Raw genomic sequence first — 24,925 nt, forward strand, 5'->3', positions numbered from 1 at the left:
AAAAAATTGTAAAAAGTATACTCTTTACGTTAAAACTACTGATTGTAAAGAGTATACTGTGTAAGAAGATAAGGTGTTATTTGTCTATCATTTTATAAACTCTAACATAGTCTATGTCCATAGCCGTAGGGAAAACATTAGGGTCTACCCCTTGTGCGCCACCCCAATTACCACCAACGGCAATATTGAGTAGTAAGTGGAACCTTTTATCAAAAGGCCAAGCTTTAAAACCTTGTCCGTTGTTTACAAATTCAAAAACAAGATCGTTATCAATATAACCTCTAACGGCATAAGGTGTCCAATCTACCCTATAATTGTGAAATGCTGTAGAAGCAGTTGGGATAACTTTAGAGTTTCCTTTTTGTGTATTGATGCTATGGTTAAAAGCCCCTGTATGTACGGTAATATGCACCCGGTTTTGGTCGTAACCAACATGCTCCATAATATCAATTTCACCAGAGTTTGGCCAATTTCCATAGGCAAAATCTGTAGGTAACATCCAAATTGCTGGCCATGTGCCTCTACCAGTAGGTAGTTTGGCTCTTATCTCAAACCTGCCATATAAAAAGTCGCCTTTACCTCTGGTAACCAATCTGCTAGAAGTATAAAGATTGCTTTCGCGATTTTCTTTTCTTGCAGTAATGGTTAATATACCGTTGGCGATATTTACGTTATCGCCAGCGGTATAATATTGTAACTCGTTATTACCCCAACCGCTGCCACCAATATCATAACCCCATTTTGTAGCATCAGGTTTACCACTTCCAGTAAATTCATCTGCCCAAACAGGAGACAACTCAAAAGTCCAGTTTTTGTCTTCTATAGCCTTTGGTGCTGTGGTAGGTGGTAAATCTTTCTTTTCTGTACAAGCCAAGGCCACCAGTCCGAGGCTAAATAAAACTATTCTGTCCATTCTAATCATCATCAATATTAATTAACTCTAACAAAAATAAATCAAACACTACCCCACTATTTCCATTTCCGGCTCTTAAAACCATCCTATTATCATTTATTTCTAGTATCCTGTAAACATTTTCACTAGGTCTATCGGTTATACCAATAAAAAGTTGTGCATTTACCGGAAGGTTAATTTGTGCTATACCAGCTCCACTTGGCACATTGGTAAAAGTAAAATTGGTGCTATAATTTCTTGGCGCTTGGCAACTACCAGGGTTTCCGGCCACAAAAGTTTCTGCACCAGCATTGTAAACAATAGAATTATTTTGACCGAAGGTATAGATATCATCAACTTGGCAAGGCGATAATGGACCACCACCAAAAAATCCGGTTGGGTCGCCATCATTAGGACCTACCGTAATAGGGCCTGGAACTTTGCTTGCATCTAATTTCCAAGATCTGGTAGCGCCACCTGTTAATAATAACTTCACATTATCTAAATCTGATGGTAATTGGAATTTAAACTCTATTAAATTACCATCTTGTAAAGTGCCTCTTAAAACCATTGTTTCATCGGTAATAGACCTAATCTCATAAGCATTACCCACAACTTGGTCTGTGGTGCCCATAAATGCTCTTCCACCGGTAACAGCAGGACCCAAAATTATTTTTGGTACAGTACCAGCCTTTGCTGCTAGTTTAAATGATGTAGCATTGGCAATAGCTGGCTGGCAAGAATAACCTGCTTGTACACTAAAGGTTTCACCGTTAGCATCGTATTTAAAAGTACCATCAGCTTGGAAAGTAAATTTATCATCAACTTGGCAACCTGCTGCTGGGCCTGCAAAAAATACTTGCGAAGCATCTGCTGATAAAACTTTAATAGCATCGGCGCTGCTGCTCCATGTCCATTTTTGAACGCCGCAGCTGGTCAATTTCCTAAATGTTTCATTGCTACAAGCGTCTTGTACGGTAATTACTCTTGTACTTTCGCTGCTACCGGCTTTACCTACCGAAGTAAGTTTTACCGTAAAAGTATTGCTGCTTTTATAAATGTGTACAGGGTTGGCTTCCGCCGATGGGTTACTACCATCGCCAAAATCCCATTTATAAATGAAAGCATCTTTAGAACCATTGGTAAAAGTTACTTTTTGTACAAAAGGTAAGGTATCTGGTACAGCGGTTATGGCCGCTGTAAAAGACGCTTCAGAAGGTGTGCCTTCTAATATATTATCAGACTCTTTACAAGCTGTCCAGAAGAAAGTTGTAAGAACGGCAGATAAGGTTATTAAAATATTTTTTTTCATAACATGTATCTTAAATGTTAATAATCATTTTGAGTTAAGTTTGGATTGATATCTCTCTCACTTTGCGGGATAGGCATAAACCTATGCTTAGCTGCAACATTTGTTTTACCTGCTGCCCTCATTACATCTATAAAGTAATTAGGGTTTGGATGACGCAATAAATCAAACCAACGGTGCATTTCAAAAGCAAACTCTACCCTACGTTCTTTGTAAATAGCCGCCAAATAATCAGCATCACTTAAACCAGCTGGTAGCGGATTCAAATTTGCTCTGGCTCTCACCCTATCAATATATTGCTTTCCTAAAGTTCGTCCGGCAGCCTCTGCGTAAATCAATAAGATTTCGCTATAACGCATTACCGGGATATTTTTAGACGCTGTCCAGCCACCATTATCGCCAGTTAAATTGGTAATAGGCACAAAATATTTCTTGGTGTTAAAACCATTAGGAGAGCCAATTAAAGAAGCTGGTTGTGTATAGTTTACTGCTCCTGATACAAATTTGTCGCCTGGCATCCACATGCTTGGTCTTCTTCTGGTGTCTCTAATTGTGCTAGAGTCTGCCGCATTGGTGCGCTCGTATTGGTTAAACAAATCTAAAGTTGGGATACTAAAACCATAACCAGAAGATTGTACTACGTTTTGTGCTCTTGGCCCCATAAAAGTGTTTAACACTTGTCCGCCACCAAAGAAAGTCCATTGGCCACCACCACTACGATATTGCACCTCAAATACAGATTCTTTACCATTCTCATTCTCTAATTTGAAGTTATCGCCATAATTTGCCCATAAATCATAACCGTATAAACCCGCATTATTAATAACCTCTAAAGCTTTAGCTGCGGCTTCTGTTTTATTGCCTAAGGTTAAATAAACACTAGCCAAAATACCTTTTGCAGAACCAGCGGTTGCCCTACCTTTATTAGCGCCTACATAAGTATTAGGTAAAAGCCCTTCAGCTTGTTTTAAATCGGCAATAATTTGAGCATAAACATCGGCTCTTGGAGACCTTGCTACAGTTCTTGCCTCTTCTAAAGAAATAGGATTGGTATAGAAAGGAACATCGCCAAACAACCTTACCAAATGGAAATAATAAACAGCTCTTAAAAAGTACGCCTCGCCTAAACTTCTATTTTTTATACTTTCGCTGATGCTTGGCACATTTGGAACTTTCTCTATAGCGATATTAGCTCTTTGGATGCCTAAATAACATTGCGCCCAATAGTTAGATAGGTTAGAATTAAACGGAGTTACCGTAAAATTATCAAGCTCAAGTTCTGATGCACCATCGCCACCACCGCCACCGCCAGTATCGGTATCATCACTCATGATATCTCCAAACTGCCACATTAAGTTATATAATCCTGTTAATGGCTGATAAACAGCATTTATAGCTGCAATAGCATCATTTTCTGTTTGATAAAAGTTTTCTGTAGTGATTCTATCGTTGGGATCAAGATTTAAAAATCTTTCTTACAGCTGATTAAAGTTGTTACCACAACCCCAATCATGATATATTTTAATTTTATTGTCTTCATGTTTTAATTTCTTTGAATTAAAAGCTTGCATTAATACCTAATAGGAATATTCTGGCTTGTGGGTAATAACCAATATCAACACCACCACCAACTTCTGGGTCAAACCCTGTATAATTGGTTACTGTTAATAGGTTTTGCACACTTCCGTAGATTTGCATTTTCTGGATTTTTGCAGTTCTCATCCATTTTGATGGTAAAGAATAACCCAATCTTAAGTTTTTGATACGTAGGTAAGAAGCATCTTCTACAAACCTATCAGAAACACGGTTATTTTGGTTTGGATCATTCTGGATAGCTCTTGGAATGCTGTTAGAAGTACCTTCACCTGTCCATCTGCCAATAAAATAATTAGAGTAATTACCGTTACTTACACCACTTTCTGTATACCATCTGTTAAAGTTTAGCACTTCATTTCCTTCTGCACCTTGTATAAACAAGCTCAACTCGAAATTTTTATAGGTAAAGTTGTTGGTAAAACCGTAAGTAAAAGTTGGGTTAGGATTACCAATATTGGTTCTATCCATATCGTTAATTACACCGTCTTTATTCACATCTACAAATCTAATATCGCCAGGAGCGGTACTAGTAGCTGGGTTAGTACCTGCTGTTTGTGTGGCATGAGCATCAACCTCTGCTTGGTTTTGGAAAATTCCATCGGTTTTAAAGCCATAAAAATAATTTACCGGGAAGCCTTGCTCTACTCTTAAAGAGCCACCTGGGATACGGGCAAAACCATTATTAATGGGCGATGCTAAACCTAAAGAAGTTAACTCGTTATCATAAGCAGATAATACTAAAGTAGTATTCCACTTGAAATTCTTTTTATCTACGTTTACGCTATTTAAGGTAAAATCTATACCCTTATTCACCATATCGCCTGTGTTAAAAGGAATAGGCTCATAAGTTCCTGAAGTTGTAGGAACAGGTACTCTAAACAATAGGTCTAAAGATTTTCTTTGGTATAAATCTAAGGAAGCCGTTAAACGGTTTTTATAAAACCCTAAATCTAAACCAATGTTAATTTGCTGATTTTTCTCCCATCCAATATTTGGGTTAGATAAAGCTGTTGGTGCAGCACCAGCAACTAAACCGCCACTACCTGTATTATCGCCAAAAGCATAACCAATACCACTGTTGATACCAGCCAAATAAGAGAAGCCTGGTATATCTTGGTTTCCTACTACACCAAAGCTAAATCTTAGTTTTAAATCACTTAGCCAAGTATAGTTTTTAATAAAATCCTCATCAATAGCTCTCCACGCTAAAGAGAAAGCTGGGAATATGGCGTATTTATTATCTGGACCAAAATTAGAAGAACCGTCTTGTCTTATACTAGCCTGTAAAATGTATTTCCCTTTATAATCGTAGTTTATTCTTCCTACATAAGAAAGTAACCTATTGGTGCCAAAACCATTAAAATTATAGGTTTCTGATAAATCTACAGGTCTAAAAATATTATCATTTAATACAGGGAAACCTAAAACGCTATATCCGGTTCTGCCGGCACCTAAAGTATTGAAGTTATTATCTTGAACGGTGTAACCAGCTAACAAGTTAAAACTATGGTCTTGAATTTTCTTGGTATAGTTTAAGGTAAACTCGCCCAAATAACTTGGGTTAAAATTGGTTTGGTCTGTTACGCCAGTTCTAATAATAGGACGACCACCAGTAGAAGGAATAGCTGGGTTATATCCTCTTAAGCTTTGGGTAACAAAATCTAAACCTAAGTTAGCTTTAAATGATAAGCCAGTTGCTATCTCATATTCTCCAAAAACACTTCCGGTTAATCTAAAACGGGTATTTAAAAACTGAGGAACTTCTAATTGATACACTGGGTTAGGCTCGTCAAAACCATCAATACCACCATTACCACCAGCATAAGTACCATCAGGGTTTCTTGGTCTAACGGTTGGTGGCGCTGTAAGTGCTAATAAAATAACACTGTTAAAAGCATCAAAAGTATTTGCAGGATCTTCTTTAGTACGCGAAAGCGCTAAGCTATTACCAATTTTTAACCTTTTACTAGCTTTTAAATCTCCGTTAAAACGGGCTGTAAATCTTTCAAAGCTGGTTTCCTCTATAATACCATCTTGTTGGAAATATCCGGTAGAGAAAGAATATTTAGCTTTTTCTGTACCGCCATTAATATTTACAGAAGCATTGGTCATGGCTGCACCTCTAAAAATTTCGTCTAACCAATCTGTTCCCTCGCCATATTCTTGTTGAACAGCTGTAGGGTCTGCAAGTTTTGGTAGCGGATTTAACAAACTAGCCAATCTGGCTTCGTTATTTAGGATAGCGTACTCTCTTGCATTTAGCATGGTTGGTAGGCGCCATGCTTGTTGCATACCGCGATATACATCAGCATTGATATTTACTACGCCTTCTTTTCCTCTTTTGGTAGTTATCATGATAACCCCATTAGACCCTCTAACTCCGTAAATAGAAGCTGCCGATGCGTCTTTTAAAACATCAATAGATTCTATCTCGCCTGGGCTAAAAGAGTTTAACACGTTGTCTGCCCCTTGGTCTGGTAGTGGGAAACCATCTAAAACTATTAAAGGATTATTGGTACCCGTTACAGATGATATACCACGTATTCTAATTCCGGCACCGCCTGTACCACCTGGCGCACCAGAGTTTTGTACTACTGTAACACCGGCAACCCTACCTTGTAAAGCTTGTGCTGCATCTGCTACTGGTGTTGCTGTAATTTCTCTGGATGATACAGACGAAATAGAACTAGAAACAGTAGCTTTTTGTTGGGTACCGTAACCTACTACAACAACCTCATCTAAGCTAGCATTGCTGGTTTGCAGCGTTACATTGATATTTCTATTCTTACCCACCAAAACTTCTTTTGTGGTAAAGCCTAAATAAGAAAAAACTAAGATTTGATTTTCTGAGCCAACCCGTAAAGCAAATTCTCCGCTAACATTGGTTTGAGTAGAAACAGTTTCATTTTTAATTTTGATACTAACGCCGGGTAATGCTTCGCCCTTTTCGTCAGTAACTTTTCCGGTAACGCGTAAATCTTGACCATACGTAATTGCACAGCAATACAGATAAAGCGTTAGAAAAATTAAGGTAATTTTCCCTTTCATAAAAAATTAGTTAAGTTGAATAATTTATTTAATTGGTTAATTGAGGTTAAGATTGGCACCTTAAACAACAGAACAAAAGTAATTTCAATTTGTGTACCATCATCATGATGAAGTACTATATAACCACTACAATATCCTTGAAATTAAGTTTTAGAGGTACTACAATAATACTACATCAGGGTGTTTGGCTATAAAAACATATTTGTTAAAATAGCTTTAAACACAATTTAAGGGGTTTGTATGTTTACAACTTCGTACTTCCTATTTAAAATTGAAAATAGATTTGTATCTTGATAACTATAACCTTATAAATCATACTTCATAAGCATTCATGAAGCATCTAACTTTATTTTTATTCATATTCTCTATATCTACTATAACCGAAGCTCAAATAGGGCTTCCGCAGATAAATAACTACAGTTCATCTTTTTATAAAGCAGGTACACAAAACTGGAAAATAGATCAAGACAGAAATGGCATCATGTATTTTGCCAATAATGAAGGCTTGCTCTCTTACGATGGGCGTTATTGGAAACTTTATCCTTTACCGCATAGAACCATTGTACGGTCGGTCAAAATACATCCCGATGGTAAAATTTATGTAGGTGGCCAAGATGAAATTGGCTATTTCTTTCCCAATGAGCATGGCGTTTTAAAGTTCCATTCGTTAAGAGAACTTATCCCAATGGCTGATAAGCAATTTGCTGATATCTGGAACATAGAAATCATTAACCAAGAGGTTTATTTTAGAACAAGACCTAAGATTTTTCATTTTAAAGATGGTGCTTTTAGAGTTTATAAAGCAGAAGGCGCTTTTGAGTTTATAGGCAAAGTTAAAGACCAAGTTCTAGCTCATGAAAACACTAAGGGTATATTATCTGTAAAAAATGGCGTTTGGAAAAACGTTTGCGAGCATCCAGATTTAAAGAGTGCTGTGGTTACAGCTATTCTACCTTACCAAAAAGACACTTTATTGGTTACCACCTTAAAAAACGGACTGTATCTTTTACATCAAAACCAATTATCTAAATTGGCTTCTAAAGATGATGCTATTTTTTACAAGCATCGTATTAACTGTGCTTTAGAAGTTAATAAAGACTGGTACGCCTTTAGCACTGCCTCTGCCGGTTGTTTTATCGTTGATAAAAAAGGAAATATTGTACAAAGATTTACCGTTTCTGAAGGCTTGCAAAGAAATAATATTAGAAGTATTTTTAAAGATAAAAGCCAAAACCTTTGGCTAGGACTTGATGATGGTATAGATTTTTTAACGTTTAACACCGCTATTAAATACATTTATCCAGACCCGCTAAAGCAAACTACAGGCTATGCCACCCGTATTCTTGATCATCAATTATATGTAGGAACTTCTAACGGTTTATATGTTTCGCCACTAAACCCCAATGTTAAAGATATTAGCTACAACAGCAATAAATTTAGCATCATCCCAAAGGTACAAGGGCAAGTTTGGAACTTAAATGTATTAAACAACCAGCTTTTAGTGGCCCATGAAGAAGGTACTTTTTTGGTTAAAAATAATAGCGTAAGCCAGCTTTACAATGCCCCAGGTACATGGATTTTTGAACCTACTTCCCCTTATTATCCTGCTAAAGAAATTATTGCCGGTACTTTTAACGGTCTACAACACATTGCTTATGATCAAGGGAAATTCATCAATAAAGGCACTATTAAAGGTATTGATGAGTCTTTGAGATTTTTACTTTATGATAATAGCAGCAATACTTTCTGGGCTTCTCATCCTTATCGTGGTATTTATAGGTTTAAATTATCTGATGATAAAACCAGCATCTTAAAAACTTGGATTTATGGTGCAAAAGATGGTTTACCATCTCCATTACATAATTATGTGGCAAGAATTAAAAATCGCATTGTAGTTGCCACGCTTCAAGGTATTTATGAGTTTGATGAAGCCCGTCAGAAATTCTCGCCTTCAAAGTTTTTTTCTCCTATTCTAAAAAAAACGTTTCAATATCTTAATGAAGACCAAGATGGAAACATCTGGTTTGTAAGCTATAAAAATGTTGGTGTGATAGATTTCCAAAGGAAAGAAAAGGGTAAAAATTATACCATAGTTTATTTTCCTGGGCTTACTTCTAAAGTTTTGGCTGGCTTTGAGAATATTTACATCCACAACAAAGAAAACATTTTTATTGGCTCTAATACGGGCGTTATCCATATCAATTATCCAAAATATTTAGCCAATATAAGACCCTTAAATGTTCTGCTTACGCAAGTAAAAATATCTGGTAAAACAGATAGCACCATCTTTGGAGGTTATTTTTTAAACCAAGATAAGATTGCCCAAAAACAAGATAAAAAGCAAAAACCAGTGCTTGCTTACAAGGATAATTCTTTACATTTCGAGTACTCATCTACCCTATATGAGCAGCAACAGAATATAGAATACAGCTACCAATTGAAAGGTTTTGATAAAGAATGGTCGGCATGGAGTTCTAAAAGCGAGAAAGATTACACCAATATCCCTCATGGAAACTACACCTTTAAAGTTAAAGCCAGAAACAATTTAGGAAACGAGTCTCCGGTAAGCACCTTCTCATTTACCGTAGAACCAGCTTGGTACCAAAGCAACTTATTTTATTTTATTTGCTTCTTACTTTTAGCTGTTGCGATTTATTTACTTATCCAAAGACAGAAAAAAATACACCTGAAAGAGCAAGAGTATTTAAAAAAGACCCACCAGCTAGAAATTGAGCATAACGAAAAAGAAATTGTAAAACTGCAAAACGAAAAACTTGAAGCCGATGTAAATTTCAAGAATAAAGAACTTGCCACAGCTACCATGCACCTGGTACAAAGAGGTAAATTATTAACCAAAATAAAAGAAGAGCTATTACCTATTGTAAAAGTTGAGGATGCTGAAAACGCTCCTGAAGAATTTAAGAGGATTTTAAGTTTATTGAATGAGGCTGAAAGAAACGACTCTGATTGGGAGCAGTTTGCCATACATTTTGACCATGTACATTCTAACTTTTTAACCAAGCTGAAAGAGAAATTTCCGGCTTTAAGCCCAAATGATTTAAAACTTTGCGCCTATTTAAAAATGAACTTATCATCCAAAGAAATGGCCCAACTTATGAGCATCACCATAAGAGCTGTTGAAGTAAGCAGGTATAGGTTGCGTAAAAAACTAAATGTTTCATCAGATACCAATCTGTTTGATTATTTAATGGAGGCGGCACATAGCGAATAGGCAAAGCTTTTAAAAAGAAACAAATAGCCAAAATATGCGTTAATTTATTGTTTGATTAATCTTATATAACATGAAATGTCCTACTTGTAATGTTAACCTTTTAATTACCGATAGAAGCGGTGTAGAAATAGATTATTGCCCAGAGTGCCGTGGCGTATGGCTAGACCGCGGAGAACTAGATAAAATTATAGAGCGTTCTGCCTCTTTTGAACGCCCTCCGCAGCAAAACGACAGCTATAAAACTCAACAACCAAACGATAACTATAGGACTCAACAACATCATGATTACAAACATCATGACTATAGAAAGAAAAAGAAAGACTCTTTCTTAGGCGATTTATTTGATTTCTAAAGCTTAAGATTTTCTAGAAAAATAAAAGAGCCATCTGCAAAAACAGATGGCTCTTTGTTTTACTTTAATCTCCTGTTATTTAGATAAATACATAGATTTCTCTTTGTATAACTGGATAAAATATGGGTCTTCTAAAGACTTAATGAAACGGATAGCTTCACCGGTTGATTTCATCTCAGGACCTAATTCTTTCTGAATTTCAGGGAATTTATGGTGAGAGAAAACTGGTTCTTTAATAGCATAACCTTCTAACTTTCTTTCTATGGTAAAGTCTTTTAACTTTTTAGTACCTAACATCACTTTAGTTGCGATGTTGATATAAGGTACATCATAAGCCTTAGCAATAAAAGGAACCGTTCTTGATGCTCTAGGGTTTGCCTCTATCACATAAACATCCTCATTTTTAATAGCAAATTGGATATTCATCAAACCTCTTATATCTAAAGCTCTAGCAAGTTTTTCAGTATACTCTTCCATTTTAGCAATTACTCCTGCTGATAAGTTAAACGGAGGTAGAACCGAGAATGAATCTCCTGAGTGGATACCAGCAGGCTCAATATGCTCCATTAAACCAATGATATGCACATCTTCACCATCAAAAATAGAATCTGATTCTGCCTCTTCTGCTCTGTCTAAGAAATGGTCAATTAAAACTCTGTTTCCTGGTAAATCTCCAAGTAACTTTACAACCGCTCTTTCTAAATCCTCATCGTTAATCACGATGCTCATGCCTTGGCCACCCAATACATAAGACGGACGAACCAATACCGGGTAACCTACTTCACTAGCTACTTTTATAGCTTCTTCAGCATCTTCTGCTACACCATAACGTGGATAAGGGATATTTAATTCTTTTAATAAATCAGAGAAACGACCGCGGTCTTCGGCAATGTCCATATTATCATAAGAAGTACCTATAATTTTGATACCTTTCTCATGTAACTTTTCAGCCATTTTCAATGCTGTTTGGCCACCAAGCTGCACAATTACACCTTCTGGTTTCTCTAAATCAATAATCTCTCTTACATGCTCCCAAAAAACAGGCTCGAAGTATAACTTATCTGCCATGTTAAAATCTGTAGATACCGTTTCTGGGTTACAGTTTACCATGATAGCTTCATAACCTTCTTGGCCAGCAGCAATTAAACCGTGTACACAAGAATAATCAAACTCTATACCTTGGCCAATACGGTTTGGACCAGAACCTAAAACAATGATTTTCTTTTTGTCTGATGGACGAGATTCATTTTCACCCTCGTAAGTAGAATAGTAGTATGGCGTTTGTGCCGGAAACTCTGCCGCACAAGTATCTACCATTTTATAAACTCGGTTTAAACCTAGTTCTTTTCTTCTATCGTAAACTTCATCTTCTGTTACATTACCTAAAATCCATGCAATTTGAACATCAGAGAAGCCTTTTTGCTTCACCGTAAGGAAAATATCTTTAGGGATATTGTTTAAGTTGTAGCGTTTAAGTTCTTGCTCTAAGGTTACCAATTCTTGTATTTGGTTTAAGAACCACTTATCTATTTTAGTAACTTTTCTTACTGATTCTATCGGCACACCCATTCTTAGAGCATCTTTGATAGCAAATAATCTATCCCAGCTTGGATGCTCTAGCTTGTGCATAATGTCTTCGATGTTGCGGTTTTCTCTGCCATCGGCACCTAAACCTGCTCTACCAATTTCTAAAGACTGACAAGCTTTTTGTAATGCTTCAATAAAAGAACGACCAATAGCCATGACCTCACCTACAGATTTCATTTGTAAACCAAGCTCGGTATTAGCGCCTTTAAATTTATCAAAATTCCAACGTGGAACTTTAACAATTACATAATCTATTGTAGGCTCAAAATAAGCCGAAGTTGTTTTGGTGATTTGATTTTCTAACTCGTCTAGATTGTAACCGATAGCCAATTTAGCAGCAATTTTCGCAATTGGATAACCCGTAGCTTTAGACGCTAAAGCTGATGAACGAGAAACACGTGGATTAATTTCTATCGCAATGATTTCATCGTTAGCTGGGTTTACAGAGAATTGTACGTTACAACCGCCTGCAAAATTACCAATGGCCCTCATCATTTTGATGGCTTGGTTACGCATATCTTGGTAGCAACGGTCAGAAAGTGTCATCGCAGGAGCTACGGTAATAGAATCTCCGGTATGGATACCCATAGGATCGAAGTTTTCTATAGAACAGATGATGATAACGTTATCTTTATTATCTCTCAATAACTCTAACTCATATTCTTTCCAGCCTAATACAGCTTGCTCTACCAAAACCTCATGCGTAGGCGAAGCTTGTAAACCATGAGAAAGTGCTGCATCAAAATCTTCTTTTTTATGTACGAAACCACCTCCGTAACCTCCTAAAGTATAAGAAGGACGAATTACCAAAGGGAAACCAATTTCTTGTGCCGCTTCTTTACCTTCTAAGAAAGAGTTTGCGATTTTAGATTTTGCTACCCCAATGCCAATATCAACCATTAGTTGTCTAAAGGCTTCGCGGTTTTCTGTTTTCTCTATGGCAGCAGTATCAACACCAACAATTCTTACATTATATTTTTCCCAAATACCACGCTCTTCTGCCTCTATAGCTAGGTTTAGCGCTGTTTGACCACCCATAGTAGGTAAAACCGCATCAATTTTACGTTCTTGTAAAATCTCTTCTATAGAAGCTACAGTTAAAGGTTTTAAATAAACATGGTCTGCAATAACCTTATCCGTCATGATGGTTGCCGGATTTGAGTTGATGATGGAAACCTCAATACCTTCGTCTTTTAAAGATAAAGCGGCTTGTGAACCAGCATAATCAAATTCGCAAGCTTGACCGATAATAATAGGACCAGATCCGATGATCAGGATGGATTTAATGGAAGTATCTTTTGGCATGTGCGTAAATTATTTGTGGGTTTTCTTACGCGATAAAAAAGAAAAACCCGACTTGTTTGTCGGGATGCAAAGATAGAAAAATTGTGCTTATTTATTATCTTTTTTTGTAATTTATGATGATGGTTGAATTACAAAATATAATTCTTGTATTTTCAATAGTAAGAAGACGCTTATCAAGCTAATATAACCTTTAAAATAGTATTATGATACACTAATATAAAAGTTAACTTCAAAACTTTTGTTGATGTTATTTTTAATTTTTGAATAATCAATTTAAAATGATATGCACCTCCTATAAAAAAAATATTGAAAGTTATTTATTAATCCTAATCACTTCCTTTTGTCTTCTTAACACTAATTGGTTTATCTATCCAACTCAAACTGCATACTATTTGTTTTCTTTTGGATCAGGTATAATACTTATTACAACTATTATAACTTTACTTTTCAAAAATAATAGTATAATCTATAATGCTTATGTTCTACCAATTCTACTACTAGTTTTATACTCATTTCTTCATGGAATATTGGTTAAAAATCAAGGAATCATTAGCTGGCATTATTACTATTTCACAATAGGTTGCTTTTTTATTGCTAGTTATATATTAGCATATCACAAAAGAGTTAATTTTAATACAATTGAAGTAGGTTTTATTATTTTATCGGTAATAGAAGCATTTGTTTTTTACAATTTATAGGTTATACAAAAAGTAATAGTATCTATTTAGATATTAGTGGTAGCTGGGTAAATCCTAATGTAACTGCAATGTTTATAGCACTTACTTTTCCAATTGTATTTTTAAGATATATAGAATGTTCTTCTAAGATAAAATTGCTATTTGGCTCTACTATACTAACTTAAGTTCGGGATAAGAAAGGGTAGATTAATTTAGGTTATTTTAAAATATAATTATCTGATTATAAGATAATTAAGCATATTTTATTATATTTAAGTACTTAAAGACAACATCATATGCTTACTATTGATAAAATTAATGAAATTTTCGTTAAAGTTGACGATTTCTGCAAAGAATTTGAAACTGAAATAGCTAAACACCAATTGGCGGCAGGCAATTATAAAATAAGAAACCGCAAATCTTCACTTTCAGATAGTGAAATCATAACCATTCTTATTGCCTTTCACAGTGGTCATTTTACCAATCTTAAACACTTTTATTTAGGGCATATCTTAAAGCCTCTGGCTTTGCACTGTCAAACCTGCTTAAGCTTGGGCTAGTTGTTGGTAAATCTTTTCCAAAGCGATCTTTCTTTACCAACTTTCCTAGGTTATAATTAAACATTTGTCTAATTACAACTACACTATCCAAACCGCCATCTAGTCCTCTCTTTTTAATGCTCTGCCATGAGTCCTGCGCCCAGCCCAGTGCTGTAGCCCTATTTAATTCTATAAGTAAACTTGTGTATTGTTCATCTTTCAATTGTGTTGTAGCCCCCTTTTTAGTATATATCTCAGGTTTAGATAAAGTATCTGAATTGCTTACTTTATCTCATTTGTCATACACGAAAATTCATTTAAGCTCAAGATCAACTGTTTCTGTGACTCTACATCAAGTCTCTCGTATGATTATAATGATTTATCAAATAAATTACATGTATGGTTATTAAAGTTAAAAAAGAAAAAACGTTATGAAGCACATAAAAAATAGCTATTGAGTTTCTTAAACAAACTCAATAGCTATTACTGTTGAAAACATTTATTCTTTTTTCAAAATACAGAGAATAGGAATGTAATATTCACCGCTTGGTTTATTAATTATCTCCCATTTTATTTCTGCTGCATTAATTATCGTGATTTTTGCTGTACCCGATGTATTACTAAATTGACTTATGAAGTTTACAATTATTTCTGTTTGATTATTAATAACACCGGTAATTGTTACCATATTCGGATCGTCAGGAGCATCTATTTTTTTCCCATTTTGTTGAATAGAAATATGGTTGCCAGATAAATTAAATCCGTTTTGATTTAGGTTAAGAATAAAGTCAGTACGGGATGTTGAGTCTCTCCAAACTCCTTGTAAATTTATACTTTGCGTATATGCATTCATATTAACAAAAATATGAGCGTAAGTAAAATGATTAGATTTTTCATGATTTTAGTCGCAATTAACATCGCCAGTTTTTACTTTAATTATTGACCTAAAAATTTAAAAAGCGGTTTCCTAAAAAATATATGTAGTAGAAATCGCTATTGTTTAATAAAAACCTGCACTCCTCCTTCGTCAATTACACTTAAAGAAAGATGAGTATTAGTAATTCCGTTAATTAAATAACAACTTACATCTGTATTATCGTTAATGTTGATTGTCTTTAAGTATCGTGTATGATTCTCAACTGGCACAGTTATGCCACATTGTGGAGTTGAATTAGATATGGAAAAACTACAGGTATCGGTTCCCGCACCAGTATAAATAGAATAAAGCGTACTATCATTCTTAAATTCTAATCTCCAAAGGTTATCGTTTTGTGAAACCCACGTACCTATTATTGTAGAGTCTTGTCTGATAATAGGAGACTTAAAAGTGCCAACAGTTAGGTTTTGACCCTTAAAGGAAACTAAACTTTGAGTTAGAATAAGAATTACGATGACGCTTTTTAATTTGTTTATTGAAAACCTTTTCATAAAATCATTTTTAATCATTACAGTCTATATTTATTTTTGCTAAATTATGTTTAGTTATTCTGTCACTAAGTCCATTTTTACCACCATTTACTTTTTTTGTTACAACTTCTACGCTTGTATTAGCATTTAATGATACTTTATCAAGAACTCTTTTTTGATAAAACCATAATGCACTAATAACAGCTAAAGTATGATTAGACACTAGTAAATTAGGATTATTAATTAGATTTATGTTAGGGTCATACTTCTGATTATAGTAATTCTGGAATTCTTGATAATTTGATTTACCTGTTAATTGGAATATACCTCTACCTCTAAATTTATAGCCATCACCGGAAACATTATTTCCTAATCGATTACCATATACAAAATTTGCTATTTTTTCTGGATCATTTGCATAATCATCAGGATTTTCTTTTGTAGGGTCTGTTCTTGAAAATCTGCTCGGCCAAGTATTAAGTAATCCTTGTGCTGAATAATTTAAATTCTCTGTAACCCCTAAATTGTTAAACCCACCTGTTTCATGTCCCGCTTGAGCCAAAAAATGTTGTAGTTCTTCTTTTGTATCTATTCCGAAATCCCCCATATATGTATTTAAAAGAGTATTTAACTCATTCATTGTTTGATCTGGAGCATTAGGAAATAAATTATCGAGGTCTTCTTTTGATGTGGGGCAAGGTGTGGGGCAAGAAGGCCTTCCTGTAGTACCTCCAATACAGCCACAAGGTGCCATATAAGCACCTGGTCCGTATTCAACACATGGGTTTTGGGGCTGCTCTCCACCATCATCACAAGTACCGTAATAATAACAATCATCCTCATCCTCTCCACAATCTCCAGTATTATAATTAGATGGATCAGAACATTCGTCTATTACTCCTATAAGCGTACATTCTTCTTCAAACCACTCTACCCATAATAATTCCTCATGGCATGTTCTTTCTGTCCCGCCTGGTAAATCTGGGTCATCTACTGTCTCGCATACCTCTATGTAGTGTTCTATATATTCTGTTACACAATGGTATAAACCTGTATCTTTAGTTTTTATTCCATTATCCTTTTTGGCTTTTGGCTTTTTTCTAAACTTACTAGATTTTTTTATCGATTTGCCGTCTTTTATCGTCAAAATAAAAAGTGTGTTCCCCTTTACATCTGCATATTGTATATGACCATTATAGTCTTTATCTATTTTAGTGGTAAGGTTATGACCTTATAAAAGAACTACTTGTGCTTGATAAACAAAAGACTTCAGGTAAATTCTAAAACTAATCCTCATTACCGAAGCACAAGCAGCTCTTTTCTAAACTTAGATCTAATACTTATTAGCTATGGTTTATTGGGCGGCATCATTGGCTTTTCATTTTTCCTTTGCTGTATAAGTCTAATCCGCTCTAAACTATCTTCTTTTGCTCCTCTTCTAGATTCTATAAATTTATCGTGAAATTTTGTAATAATATTTATATAATTTTTCTCTTTATTTACAATAACGTTTACAACATAGTTAGGACTAGCAAGAAGTGTTTTTAGGTCTTTACATTCTATTCCATCTTTTGCTACCAAAAAATCTCTGTATTCATTAGGAATCTTATACTTATCTAATAACTCTTTTATTGTTAAAAGTCTGGTTCCCGGCTTTATCTTCGCTAATATAACAAAATCAGCTTTAAGATTAGGATAGTTGTAACTTACCTCTTCTTTAGTTAAAATTTTTGTTCTGATTCATCCAGTCCTATCAAAAGGTCTCTTATAAAAATTGTTTTAGTTCCTGTTTGAACAATTACCCAAACATTAGCCTTATTTTTAAAAAACTCATTTTCTAGTTCTTTATTACTTATTTGTGCTGTACAGAATTGTGTTAATCCGCATAGTAATGCTAATATCATTATCTTTTTCATATCCTCAATTTATAAACTCAGGTTGTCTAATTATCGGGTTGTCTTTTTCAAAACAACCCGAATAATTGAATAACAATAACAGTTTACCCTATTGCTTTGTTAAAATAATATTGGTTGGTATATTAAAATCAGGTTCATCAGGATGTTTCAATCCTGGCATTTTCTTTACTTTCCATTGAGCTTGTAATGTACATGTATTGCCTGTTGGGTTATAACAGCCGGAGTTTAACACTTGTATTGTTACTTTACCATCAATAAACCCTCCTGCATTAGGTGTATTTACTACTGTATTATCATAGATAGTTCCACCAATCTTACAATCTATAGTCATATCTCCTGTACCTATTGCAAAAGGCCAATTATGCCCCGTATCTCCAATTCCTTTATTGGAATTATAAACAACGGAAACTTGATTGCCATTAGCATCCACAATAATTTTTTTATAATGCCCCTTGTAACCGTCTGCAACCTTCCATATATTCACTATAAATACTTCATTATTGTTTTGGTACTTCCAGATACCTGAAAGTATATCCTGTTGGCTAAATGCAATTGTTGAGTACATTAAAATTAGTAGTACTATCATTACTTTTTTCATATCCTCAATTTATAAACTCCTCATGTTTACAGAATTCGGGTTGCTTTTACAAGAACAACCCGAATTGCTTGAATTACTGCTTGGTTAAGATTACATCTGTAGGCACACTGTAGGGCGGTTCTGCAGGGTTATATAACCCTGGTCCTCTTTTTACAATCCATTTAGCTTGTAATGCACAAGAGTTTCCATTAGGGTTATAACAATTCGGGTTTAAAATTTTTATATCCAAATCACCATCAATAAACCCCCAGCATTTGGACTATATGCTACTGTATTGTCAGACAAAATTGCTCTAACTTCATGAGATGAGGATATATTTCCTGAGTATATGGTATACGGCCAATTATGGCCAGTATCACCAATCTCTTTATTGGAATTATACACAACGGAAACTTGATTGCCATTAGCATCTACAATAATTTTCTTATAATGCCCTTTGTAACCATCTGTTTCTTTCCAAATATTCACAATAAATACTTCGCTATTGTTTTGATACTTCCAAATGCCAGCTAGTATATCTTGGCTGTATGCTGTTATTGAATAAATTAAGCTTAATATTAAAATTATTACTTTTTTCATATCTTCAATGCTCAAACTTTTCAGTTTAATAAAAGTTCTAGTTGTTCTACAAAGACAACCCAAACTACTTGAATTACTGCTTTGTTAAGATAATATTTGTTGGCACACTATAAGGTGGTTCTGCAGGGTTATATAAGCCCGGTCCTCTTTTCACAATCCATTCGGCTTGTAACGCACAAGTGTTTCCATTGGGGTTATAACAATTTGGGTTTAAAATTTTAATTCTACAAAGCCCTTCAATAAACCCTCCAGCATAAGGGCTATTCGTAACTGTATTATCTTGAATTGATCCTCCAACCCTATAATCTTGGGATATTGAACCTGTGCTTATTGTAAAAGGCCAGTTATACCCAGTGTCTCCAATTTCTTTATTTGAATCATAAACAACGCTTATTTGATTTCCAGTGGCATCTACGATAACTTTTTTATAATGTCCTTCATAGCCATCTGTCACCTTCCATATATTCACAATAAATACTTCGCTATTGTTTTGATACTTCCAAATACCAGCCAGTATATCTTGGCTGTATGCGGTTATTGAATAAATTAAGCTTAATATTAAAATTATTACTTTTTTCATATCTTCAATGCTCAAACTTTTCAGTTTAATAAAAGATCGGGTTGTTCTATGAGGACAACCCGACCTGCTTGAATTACTGCTTTGTTAAGATGATATTTGTAGGCACACTATAAGGTGGTTCAGCTGGGTTATATAACCCCGGCCCTCTTTTCACCATCCATTCGGCTTGTAACGCACAAGTGTTTCCATTGGAGTTATAACAATTTGGGTTTAAAATTTTAATTCTACAAAGCCCTTCAATAAACCCTCCCGCATTAGGGCTATTTGTTACTGTATTATCATATATTGTTCCTCCTGTACTATAATCTTGACTTAAAGAGCCCGCACTTATTGTAGAAGGCCAATTATGACCCGTATCTCCAATTTCTTTATTGGAATCATACACAACAGAAACTTGATTACCATTAACATCTACAGTTATTTTTTTGTAATGTCCCCTGTAACCGTCTGTAACCTTCCAAATATTCACAATAAATACTTCGCTATTGTTTTGATACTTCCAAATGCCAGCCAGTATATCTTGGCTATATGCGGTTATTGAATAAATTAAGCTTAATAATACAATGATTACCTTTTTCATATCTTTAGTTGTTTAAAGTCAATAAATAATTAATTACAAGGAATGCGAGCGATGTCTCCATTAGATTGCTTCTCTACTTTGGTAAAGCTGTCTAAATTAGGATTAGTTTCAAAGATGGTTACACCCAGATTAGCCTCTTTTATAAAGTCTAAAAACTTACTTAGCACATTGGCATTATCTGTATCAGTTTGTTTTATCAAAGGGTCTGTCTTATGATTATAATATTTATCCCCGATTTTTTGAGCATTCTGTTGAGAACTAATCCACTTCGTTATGTTACCTCCCGAAGCAGTGCCACTATTATTCATAAAGTAAAAGAAATCCTCAAGCTTTGTTTTGTCTGTTATTGTGAGTGCATAGTTTGTTCCTTTGTATGTGGGTAAAAAAGCAACAAATTCACTGGCATCCAATTGTCCGCTGTGTGATAACATTGATAATCTTTGTAAATCACCAAAAGAAAATACTGAATAGGTTCCTCCTGCAACGTTAGAATGTGTGTGAGTGAGAGTTTTATATTTCTGTCCGCTAGGCAGGTCTGGCACCTGTACAGAAGCAGAAGCGGTAGTGCCGCTAGCCTCTTTAATGTTAGGGGTTGCCCCTTCTATAAGAGCAACACTTTTTTCATAACCTAAATTGAGGTTTTGCTGGGTGCCTAAATCTTTTGCTTTCTGCTTGTAGTTTGCATTTGCTGTTCCATTAATCATATTATTTACTTTGTCACATGGTTCAGGTGGGCATACTGCTCTTCCACTTGTCCCTCCAATACAACCACAAGGTGCTACAATAGCGGTTCCACCTACAACACCTGCACAGTCTGTTTGAGACGGCGGTGGTGGCGGTGGTGGTGGATTTCCTCCTCCACCATTATTATTACCACCTGTACCAGATTCACAAGAAGAAGGCTCCATACAACCGCAAGGAGTTATATCAAATGTGCCTCCTGGTACACCTGCACAATCAGGCAGTCCTTCATCTGGGCAGTTATACTCACATGGATATGTTGTTTGTGTACAATTTGCATCTATAACAGTACCATCGTTGCAATCTATTTGATAAGAACAGGTTTCCCAAACTTCTGAACCATCAGAATTGGTCATTAAATAAACAGGTGCGCCAGGATCCGCACAAACTTCTACCTCGGGAAATTCACCTTGTGCATAGGTTACGTTACTATAAAACTGAATGCTATTGTTTTTTAAAACAGGAGATAAACCTGTTATTAACAATAAGAATAAGATTATTTTTTCATTGGTGTAGGTTTATTGTTTAATGACTATTGATGACTTAACTATCCCATTATAACCTACCTTAAGCACATAAGAACCTGTTGCTACATTGGCTTGCAAAGTATGGCTTTGCTGCCCAGTAGGCATTTTCAAAGTTTCGGTATATAATACTCATTAAGTAAATAAAGGCTAACTCTATTTAAAAACATCAATAAAATGACTTCTTAACAGATAGCGTTTATGCGATCAATTGACAAAGACTAGAAGTATAAAGAACTCATAACTTATTTGAAGAAGTGAGTTCTTTATAATCTATTCTGATATATTAAAAATCATCTTTATATAAAGTTCAATCTGTCATAGTGACAATAATATAAGTTTATGTTTTTTCAGTTTAAAATAATACCAATATCCAAATTAAATTTATAACTATAAATACCATATCCGATCTACAGAAAAAGTTTAGGTATCATCGTTAAATGACACCTAAACTAGATATATAAGTTAAATTATTGAATACTTATTTCTGTTATAACATTTGAGTTATTGTAATTGAACACTAAGAAAGAGTCCGTTTTTAAAGCTTGATTATTAATAGAAATAAATATTTGATTGTCTTTTCTTGCTGAGAATGAAATGGGGAATAATGAATTAAGATAATTAATATTATTACCTACTTTAAAACTATTATTATTATTATAAATTATCTCAAAACTACTATCCTTAAGAATAATTACTCCCAGTTTATCATTAACAAACCAAAAACTATTTTCTAAATAATATGCTTTGAAATATTCCAAATCATCAATTTCAGATACCTGATTATTACTGGATGATGGATTTCCAAACACTGAAATGAATTGGTTTTTTTCAATAATTAAACTAGAATTATTGTTATTAACAGATTTTTTCAAAGTCATTGAATTAATGTCAATTGAATTGTATTCGTTAACTTGACATTTTACTGTTTGTTGAATAAAAACCACAAACAATATGCTATAAAATAAATTTTTCATATTTAATTAATTACAAGGTAAATTTATTGAACTCCCAAGATCATCAAATTCTGCTTCTAGGAAAAGTTCTGGATTAACTTTAATACCATTCATTTTTACTTGAACATGTACATGTGGATTTGGAACATTTTTTGCGTTGCCGGTTCTTCCACTCAAACCAATCTGAGTTTGAGAAGAAATAGAATCGCCAACAACTAAATTTGTAGAATTTAAATGTGCATACAAAATTCTTTTAATATTGCCATTTGGTAAATGTGTCTCAATCTCAACAAAATTCCCAAAATCATTTGGACCATTACTTTGACCTGGACTATGATCATTTACTATCCTAACCACCACTCCATCATCAATAGAATAAACAGGAGTATTTACTTCGGCATAGAGATCAGTACCCCAATGTGGCTTTGTTGTACCATCAATTCTTGTTCTAACATTAGCTCCGAATCTTCCTCCATTTACATTTACAGCATTTGATTTTGCAATTTTCATGTTCTTCAAGGGATTACCTTTCTTAGGTAATATATTTGGAGTTAATCCAGTAGTACCTCCTACACAATTGCAATATAAGTCAATATATGCAGTCCCACCTACAACACCTGCACAGTCTGTTTGAGACGGCGGTGGTGGCGGTGGTGGTGGATTTCCTCCTCCACCATTATTATTACCACCTGTACCAGATTCACAAGAAGAAGGCTACATACAACCGCAAGGAGTTATATCAAATGTGCCTCCTGGTACACCTGCACAATCAGGCAGTCCTTCATCTGGGCAGTTATACTCACATGGATATGTTGTTTGTGTACAATTTGCATCTATAACAGTACCATCGTTGCAATCTATTTGATAAGAACAGGTTTCCCAAACTTCTGAACCATCAGAATTAGTCATTAAATAAACAGGTGCGCCAGGATCTGCACAAACTTCTACCTCGGGAAATTCACCTTGTGCATAGGTTACGTTACTATAAAACTGAATGCTATTGTTTTTTAAAACAGGAGATAAACCTGTTATTAACAATAAGAATAAGATTATTTTTTTCATTGGTGAAGGTTTATTGTTTAATGACAATTGATGACTTAACTATCCCATTATAACCTACCTTAAGCACATAAGACCCTGTTGCTACATTGGCTTGCAAAGTATGGCTTTGTTGCCCAGTAGGCATTTTCAAAGTTTCGGTATATAATATTTTACCATCTATAGAAGTTAGAGCTATATTTAATAGGCTTTCTTTCTCTAATAAAATATTAAAGGATAAGCTATTGCTAAAAGGATTAGGATAAACCGTTAAGTTTTGGCTAATTTGTATGTCAAGTTTAGGTTGTTCAATTGTTAAGTTGGCTTTTTTTACCAAACTTACATACATAGGTTTTTCAGGCTCGTTATGGTAATTAGACCATAATTGAATATTACCGGCTAAATAGGTTGAATCTGATAAATTTAGCAATTGCAATTGAGCATTTTTAAAAACAAAATCAACTTCTTTTTTAGCACTGTAATGATCTAATTTACTATATGCTGTGTTTTCAAACAATAATGATGAATCAGTTAGTATAGCGTTTAGGCTTGTTTTAGTACCATCTTCATTCCAAAATCCTTTAATCTTCTGTTCAGCCTCATCATATTTTAATTCAATTTCTAACGCTTTTTTACCAATAACATGTTGCCCGCTCCAGTCATATTTTAAAAGATAACCACTGTAAATCCCTTCTATTTCTTTATTACTTTTTAAAGTATGCTTTACTTTTTCATAAGAGTTTTTAACTTCCATAACATTAGAAAGCTTAGTTTTTTTATTTGGATTTAGCACCTGATTATAACCATTAAATTCAGGTTCGGCTTCCATCAATTCTTCTTTAGCAAAATTATACCCTCTGTTTGCCGCATTTGAGATCCAATATTTGGCACTATCAATATTTTGTACAATACCATATCCATTTCTAAAACATAAGCCTAACAAATACATAGAACCTAAAGAGCCTTTTTTAATGCTTTTTCTAAATAATTTAATCGCTTCAGTATAGCTTTGTTGGCAACCTAAGCCCTTGTATAAGAGATAACCTTTCGCATAACTAGAGGTAACGGCATTTAATTCATCGCCTTTACTAAAACTTGCAAAAGCCAATTCAAAGTTTTGTTGCGTTCCCATTCCTTTACGGTACATAGTACCTAAATTATACCAAGCATTTGAATAACCACTTTCTGCAGCTTTTTTAAACCAATAAAAAGCTTGCTCCTGGTTTGCGTTAGTTCCTATTCCATCACTATATAAGATCGCCAATGTATTCATGGCTTTCGCATCCGTATTTTCTTGTGCGATTTGTTGATAGATTTCAAATCCTTTCTTAGGATTATAATTGTAGTGGTTTTGATCTAGATGCATTCTAGCCATACTTAAAGGGCTAATAACAGTTTTGTTTTTTTCTTGCGCTACCGAAGTAAGGGTATAAAGCATTACACAAAAAATAATTAATTTTTTCATATCT

The 24,925-nt window shown here is 34.5% G+C and carries 22 protein-coding genes and 1 pseudogene; 3 read left to right on the top strand and 20 right to left on the bottom strand.

All coding sequences use genetic code 11. The annotated features are described in order from the left end of the window. Positions 1 to 76: 76 nt before the first annotated feature. From FYC62_RS12845 to FYC62_RS12860, 4 genes are all read right to left on the bottom strand, one after another. Positions 77 to 925: a glycoside hydrolase family 16 protein gene (locus tag FYC62_RS12845; RefSeq protein WP_240534728.1), complete on the bottom strand. Its 849-nt coding sequence runs from the start codon at positions 923 to 925 to the stop codon at positions 77 to 79. Then, positions 915 to 2,204, bottom strand: coding sequence for a PKD domain-containing protein (locus tag FYC62_RS17855; protein WP_149075224.1), 1,290 nt, complete (start codon positions 2,202 to 2,204; stop codon positions 915 to 917). Before FYC62_RS17855 ends, FYC62_RS12845 begins: the two co-directional genes overlap by 11 nt. A 17-nt stretch (positions 2,205 to 2,221) precedes the next feature. Then, on the bottom strand, positions 2,222 to 3,643 hold the full coding sequence (locus tag FYC62_RS12855) for a RagB/SusD family nutrient uptake outer membrane protein (protein ID WP_262713592.1): 1,422 nt from the start codon (positions 3,641 to 3,643) through the stop codon (positions 2,222 to 2,224). A 115-nt stretch (positions 3,644 to 3,758) separates the two neighbouring features. Beyond that, positions 3,759 to 6,845 carry a SusC/RagA family TonB-linked outer membrane protein gene (locus FYC62_RS12860; RefSeq protein ID WP_149075226.1) on the bottom strand — a complete coding sequence of 1,029 codons (3,087 nt, stop codon included), beginning with the start codon at positions 6,843 to 6,845 and terminating at the stop codon, positions 3,759 to 3,761. Positions 6,846 to 7,176: 331 nt separating this feature from the next. Here FYC62_RS12860 and FYC62_RS12865 point away from each other — a divergent pair, with 331 nt between their 5' ends. Beyond that, entirely contained in the window at positions 7,177 to 10,077 is a 2,901-nt protein-coding gene (locus FYC62_RS12865; RefSeq protein ID WP_149075227.1) for a triple tyrosine motif-containing protein, read from the top strand. A gap of 70 nt (positions 10,078 to 10,147) precedes the next feature. Next, complete coding sequence (locus FYC62_RS12870; RefSeq protein WP_039454681.1) at positions 10,148 to 10,429, top strand: TFIIB-type zinc ribbon-containing protein; 282 nt, start codon at positions 10,148 to 10,150, stop codon at positions 10,427 to 10,429. Positions 10,430 to 10,504: 75 nt separating this feature from the next. Here FYC62_RS12870 and carB read toward each other — a convergent pair whose 3' ends face one another. Further along, complete coding sequence (carB, locus tag FYC62_RS12875) at positions 10,505 to 13,321, bottom strand: carbamoyl-phosphate synthase large subunit (protein ID WP_149075228.1); 2,817 nt, start codon at positions 13,319 to 13,321, stop codon at positions 10,505 to 10,507. Between the two features lie 973 nt (positions 13,322 to 14,294). Here carB and FYC62_RS18250 point away from each other — a divergent pair. Beyond that, positions 14,295 to 14,516 (top strand): annotated as a pseudogene (locus tag FYC62_RS18250) (IS982 family transposase); the annotation flags it as partial. Here FYC62_RS18250 and FYC62_RS17155 read toward each other — a convergent pair. The 15 genes from FYC62_RS17155 to FYC62_RS12950 form a co-directional block, all read right to left on the bottom strand. Further along, positions 14,485 to 14,760 carry a hypothetical protein gene (locus FYC62_RS17155; protein ID WP_168199446.1) on the bottom strand — a complete coding sequence of 92 codons (276 nt, stop codon included), beginning with the start codon at positions 14,758 to 14,760 and terminating at the stop codon, positions 14,485 to 14,487. The pseudogene FYC62_RS18250 and the gene FYC62_RS17155 sit on opposite strands and share 32 nt — an antisense overlap. Before the next feature lie 276 nt (positions 14,761 to 15,036). Beyond that, entirely contained in the window at positions 15,037 to 15,390 is a 354-nt protein-coding gene (locus FYC62_RS12885; RefSeq protein WP_149075229.1) for a hypothetical protein, read from the bottom strand. A 140-nt stretch (positions 15,391 to 15,530) separates the two neighbouring features. After that, on the bottom strand, positions 15,531 to 15,983 hold the full coding sequence (locus tag FYC62_RS12890; protein WP_149075230.1) for a hypothetical protein: 453 nt from the start codon (positions 15,981 to 15,983) through the stop codon (positions 15,531 to 15,533). Then, positions 15,976 to 17,091 carry a glycoside hydrolase family 19 protein gene (locus FYC62_RS12895; protein ID WP_149075231.1) on the bottom strand — a complete coding sequence of 372 codons (1,116 nt, stop codon included), beginning with the start codon at positions 17,089 to 17,091 and terminating at the stop codon, positions 15,976 to 15,978. The genes FYC62_RS12890 and FYC62_RS12895 overlap by 8 nt, the downstream gene beginning before the upstream one ends. A gap of 200 nt (positions 17,092 to 17,291) precedes the next feature. Next, positions 17,292 to 17,525 carry a hypothetical protein gene (locus tag FYC62_RS12900; protein WP_149075232.1) on the bottom strand — a complete coding sequence of 78 codons (234 nt, stop codon included), beginning with the start codon at positions 17,523 to 17,525 and terminating at the stop codon, positions 17,292 to 17,294. Positions 17,526 to 17,665: 140 nt separating this feature from the next. Next, positions 17,666 to 17,860, bottom strand: coding sequence for a hypothetical protein (locus tag FYC62_RS12905; protein WP_149075233.1), 195 nt, complete (start codon positions 17,858 to 17,860; stop codon positions 17,666 to 17,668). An 88-nt stretch (positions 17,861 to 17,948) separates the two neighbouring features. Then, complete coding sequence (locus FYC62_RS12910) at positions 17,949 to 18,458, bottom strand: hypothetical protein (protein ID WP_149075234.1); 510 nt, start codon at positions 18,456 to 18,458, stop codon at positions 17,949 to 17,951. A gap of 219 nt (positions 18,459 to 18,677) precedes the next feature. Further along, positions 18,678 to 19,037 (bottom strand): hypothetical protein, encoded by a 360-nt coding sequence (locus FYC62_RS12915; protein WP_149075235.1) that lies wholly within the window; start codon positions 19,035 to 19,037, stop codon positions 18,678 to 18,680. 73 nt (positions 19,038 to 19,110) lie between these two features. Beyond that, positions 19,111 to 19,617 carry a hypothetical protein gene (locus FYC62_RS12920; protein WP_168199447.1) on the bottom strand — a complete coding sequence of 169 codons (507 nt, stop codon included), beginning with the start codon at positions 19,615 to 19,617 and terminating at the stop codon, positions 19,111 to 19,113. A 73-nt stretch (positions 19,618 to 19,690) separates the two neighbouring features. Then, a complete protein-coding gene (locus FYC62_RS12925) occupies positions 19,691 to 20,197 on the bottom strand; it encodes a hypothetical protein (protein WP_149075237.1) in 507 nt (168 codons plus the stop codon). Between the two features lie 29 nt (positions 20,198 to 20,226). Then, positions 20,227 to 21,423, bottom strand: a complete 1,197-nt coding sequence (locus tag FYC62_RS12930) for a hypothetical protein (protein ID WP_149075238.1) — start codon at positions 21,421 to 21,423, stop codon at positions 20,227 to 20,229. A gap of 509 nt (positions 21,424 to 21,932) precedes the next feature. Then, the gene (locus tag FYC62_RS12935; RefSeq protein ID WP_149075239.1) at positions 21,933 to 22,439 is read right to left on the bottom strand and encodes a hypothetical protein; all 507 of its coding nucleotides are present in this window, start codon (positions 22,437 to 22,439) and stop codon (positions 21,933 to 21,935) included. 6 nt (positions 22,440 to 22,445) lie between these two features. Continuing rightward, positions 22,446 to 22,928, bottom strand: a complete 483-nt coding sequence (locus FYC62_RS12940; protein WP_149075240.1) for a M23 family metallopeptidase — start codon at positions 22,926 to 22,928, stop codon at positions 22,446 to 22,448. A 204-nt stretch (positions 22,929 to 23,132) separates the two neighbouring features. Then, entirely contained in the window at positions 23,133 to 23,480 is a 348-nt protein-coding gene (locus FYC62_RS12945; RefSeq protein ID WP_149075241.1) for a hypothetical protein, read from the bottom strand. Positions 23,481 to 23,490: 10 nt separating this feature from the next. Further along, positions 23,491 to 24,921 (bottom strand): T9SS type A sorting domain-containing protein, encoded by a 1,431-nt coding sequence (locus tag FYC62_RS12950; RefSeq protein ID WP_149075242.1) that lies wholly within the window; start codon positions 24,919 to 24,921, stop codon positions 23,491 to 23,493. Positions 24,922 to 24,925: the final 4 nt, after the last annotated feature.

It is taken from the genome of Pedobacter aquae (assembly GCF_008195825.1).
Classification (GTDB): domain Bacteria; phylum Bacteroidota; class Bacteroidia; order Sphingobacteriales; family Sphingobacteriaceae; genus Pseudopedobacter; species Pseudopedobacter aquae.

What these genes read in the sequence shown, in the direction of transcription:
- FYC62_RS12920 (WP_168199447.1), bottom strand. Translation starts at nt 19,617, where the DNA reads ATGAAAAAAGTAATAATTTTAATATTAAGCTTAATTTATTCAATAACC.
- FYC62_RS12845 (WP_240534728.1), bottom strand. Translation starts at nt 925, where the DNA reads ATGATGATTAGAATGGACAGAATAGTTTTATTTAGCCTCGGACTGGTG.
- FYC62_RS12885 (WP_149075229.1), bottom strand. Translation starts at nt 15,390, where the DNA reads ATGAATGCATATACGCAAAGTATAAATTTACAAGGAGTTTGGAGAGAC.
- carB (WP_149075228.1), bottom strand. Translation starts at nt 13,321, where the DNA reads ATGCCAAAAGATACTTCCATTAAATCCATCCTGATCATCGGATCTGGT.
- FYC62_RS12935 (WP_149075239.1), bottom strand. Translation starts at nt 22,439, where the DNA reads ATGAAAAATTTATTTTATAGCATATTGTTTGTGGTTTTTATTCAACAA.
- FYC62_RS12860 (WP_149075226.1), bottom strand. Translation starts at nt 6,845, where the DNA reads ATGAAAGGGAAAATTACCTTAATTTTTCTAACGCTTTATCTGTATTGC.
- FYC62_RS12870 (WP_039454681.1), top strand. Translation starts at nt 10,148, where the DNA reads ATGAAATGTCCTACTTGTAATGTTAACCTTTTAATTACCGATAGAAGC.
- FYC62_RS12890 (WP_149075230.1), bottom strand. Translation starts at nt 15,983, where the DNA reads ATGATTAAAAATGATTTTATGAAAAGGTTTTCAATAAACAAATTAAAA.
- FYC62_RS12950 (WP_149075242.1), bottom strand. Translation starts at nt 24,921, where the DNA reads ATGAAAAAATTAATTATTTTTTGTGTAATGCTTTATACCCTTACTTCG.
- FYC62_RS12940 (WP_149075240.1), bottom strand. Translation starts at nt 22,928, where the DNA reads ATGAAAATTGCAAAATCAAATGCTGTAAATGTAAATGGAGGAAGATTC.
- FYC62_RS12915 (WP_149075235.1), bottom strand. Translation starts at nt 19,037, where the DNA reads ATGAAAAAAGTAATAATTTTAATATTAAGCTTAATTTATTCAATAACA.
- FYC62_RS12945 (WP_149075241.1), bottom strand. Translation starts at nt 23,480, where the DNA reads ATGAAAAAAATAATCTTATTCTTATTGTTAATAACAGGTTTATCTCCT.
- FYC62_RS12865 (WP_149075227.1), top strand. Translation starts at nt 7,177, where the DNA reads ATGAAGCATCTAACTTTATTTTTATTCATATTCTCTATATCTACTATA.
- FYC62_RS12925 (WP_149075237.1), bottom strand. Translation starts at nt 20,197, where the DNA reads ATGAAAAAGGTAATCATTGTATTATTAAGCTTAATTTATTCAATAACC.
- FYC62_RS12910 (WP_149075234.1), bottom strand. Translation starts at nt 18,458, where the DNA reads ATGAAAAAAGTAATGATAGTACTACTAATTTTAATGTACTCAACAATT.
- FYC62_RS12905 (WP_149075233.1), bottom strand. Translation starts at nt 17,860, where the DNA reads ATGAAAAAGATAATGATATTAGCATTACTATGCGGATTAACACAATTC.
- FYC62_RS17855 (WP_149075224.1), bottom strand. Translation starts at nt 2,204, where the DNA reads ATGAAAAAAAATATTTTAATAACCTTATCTGCCGTTCTTACAACTTTC.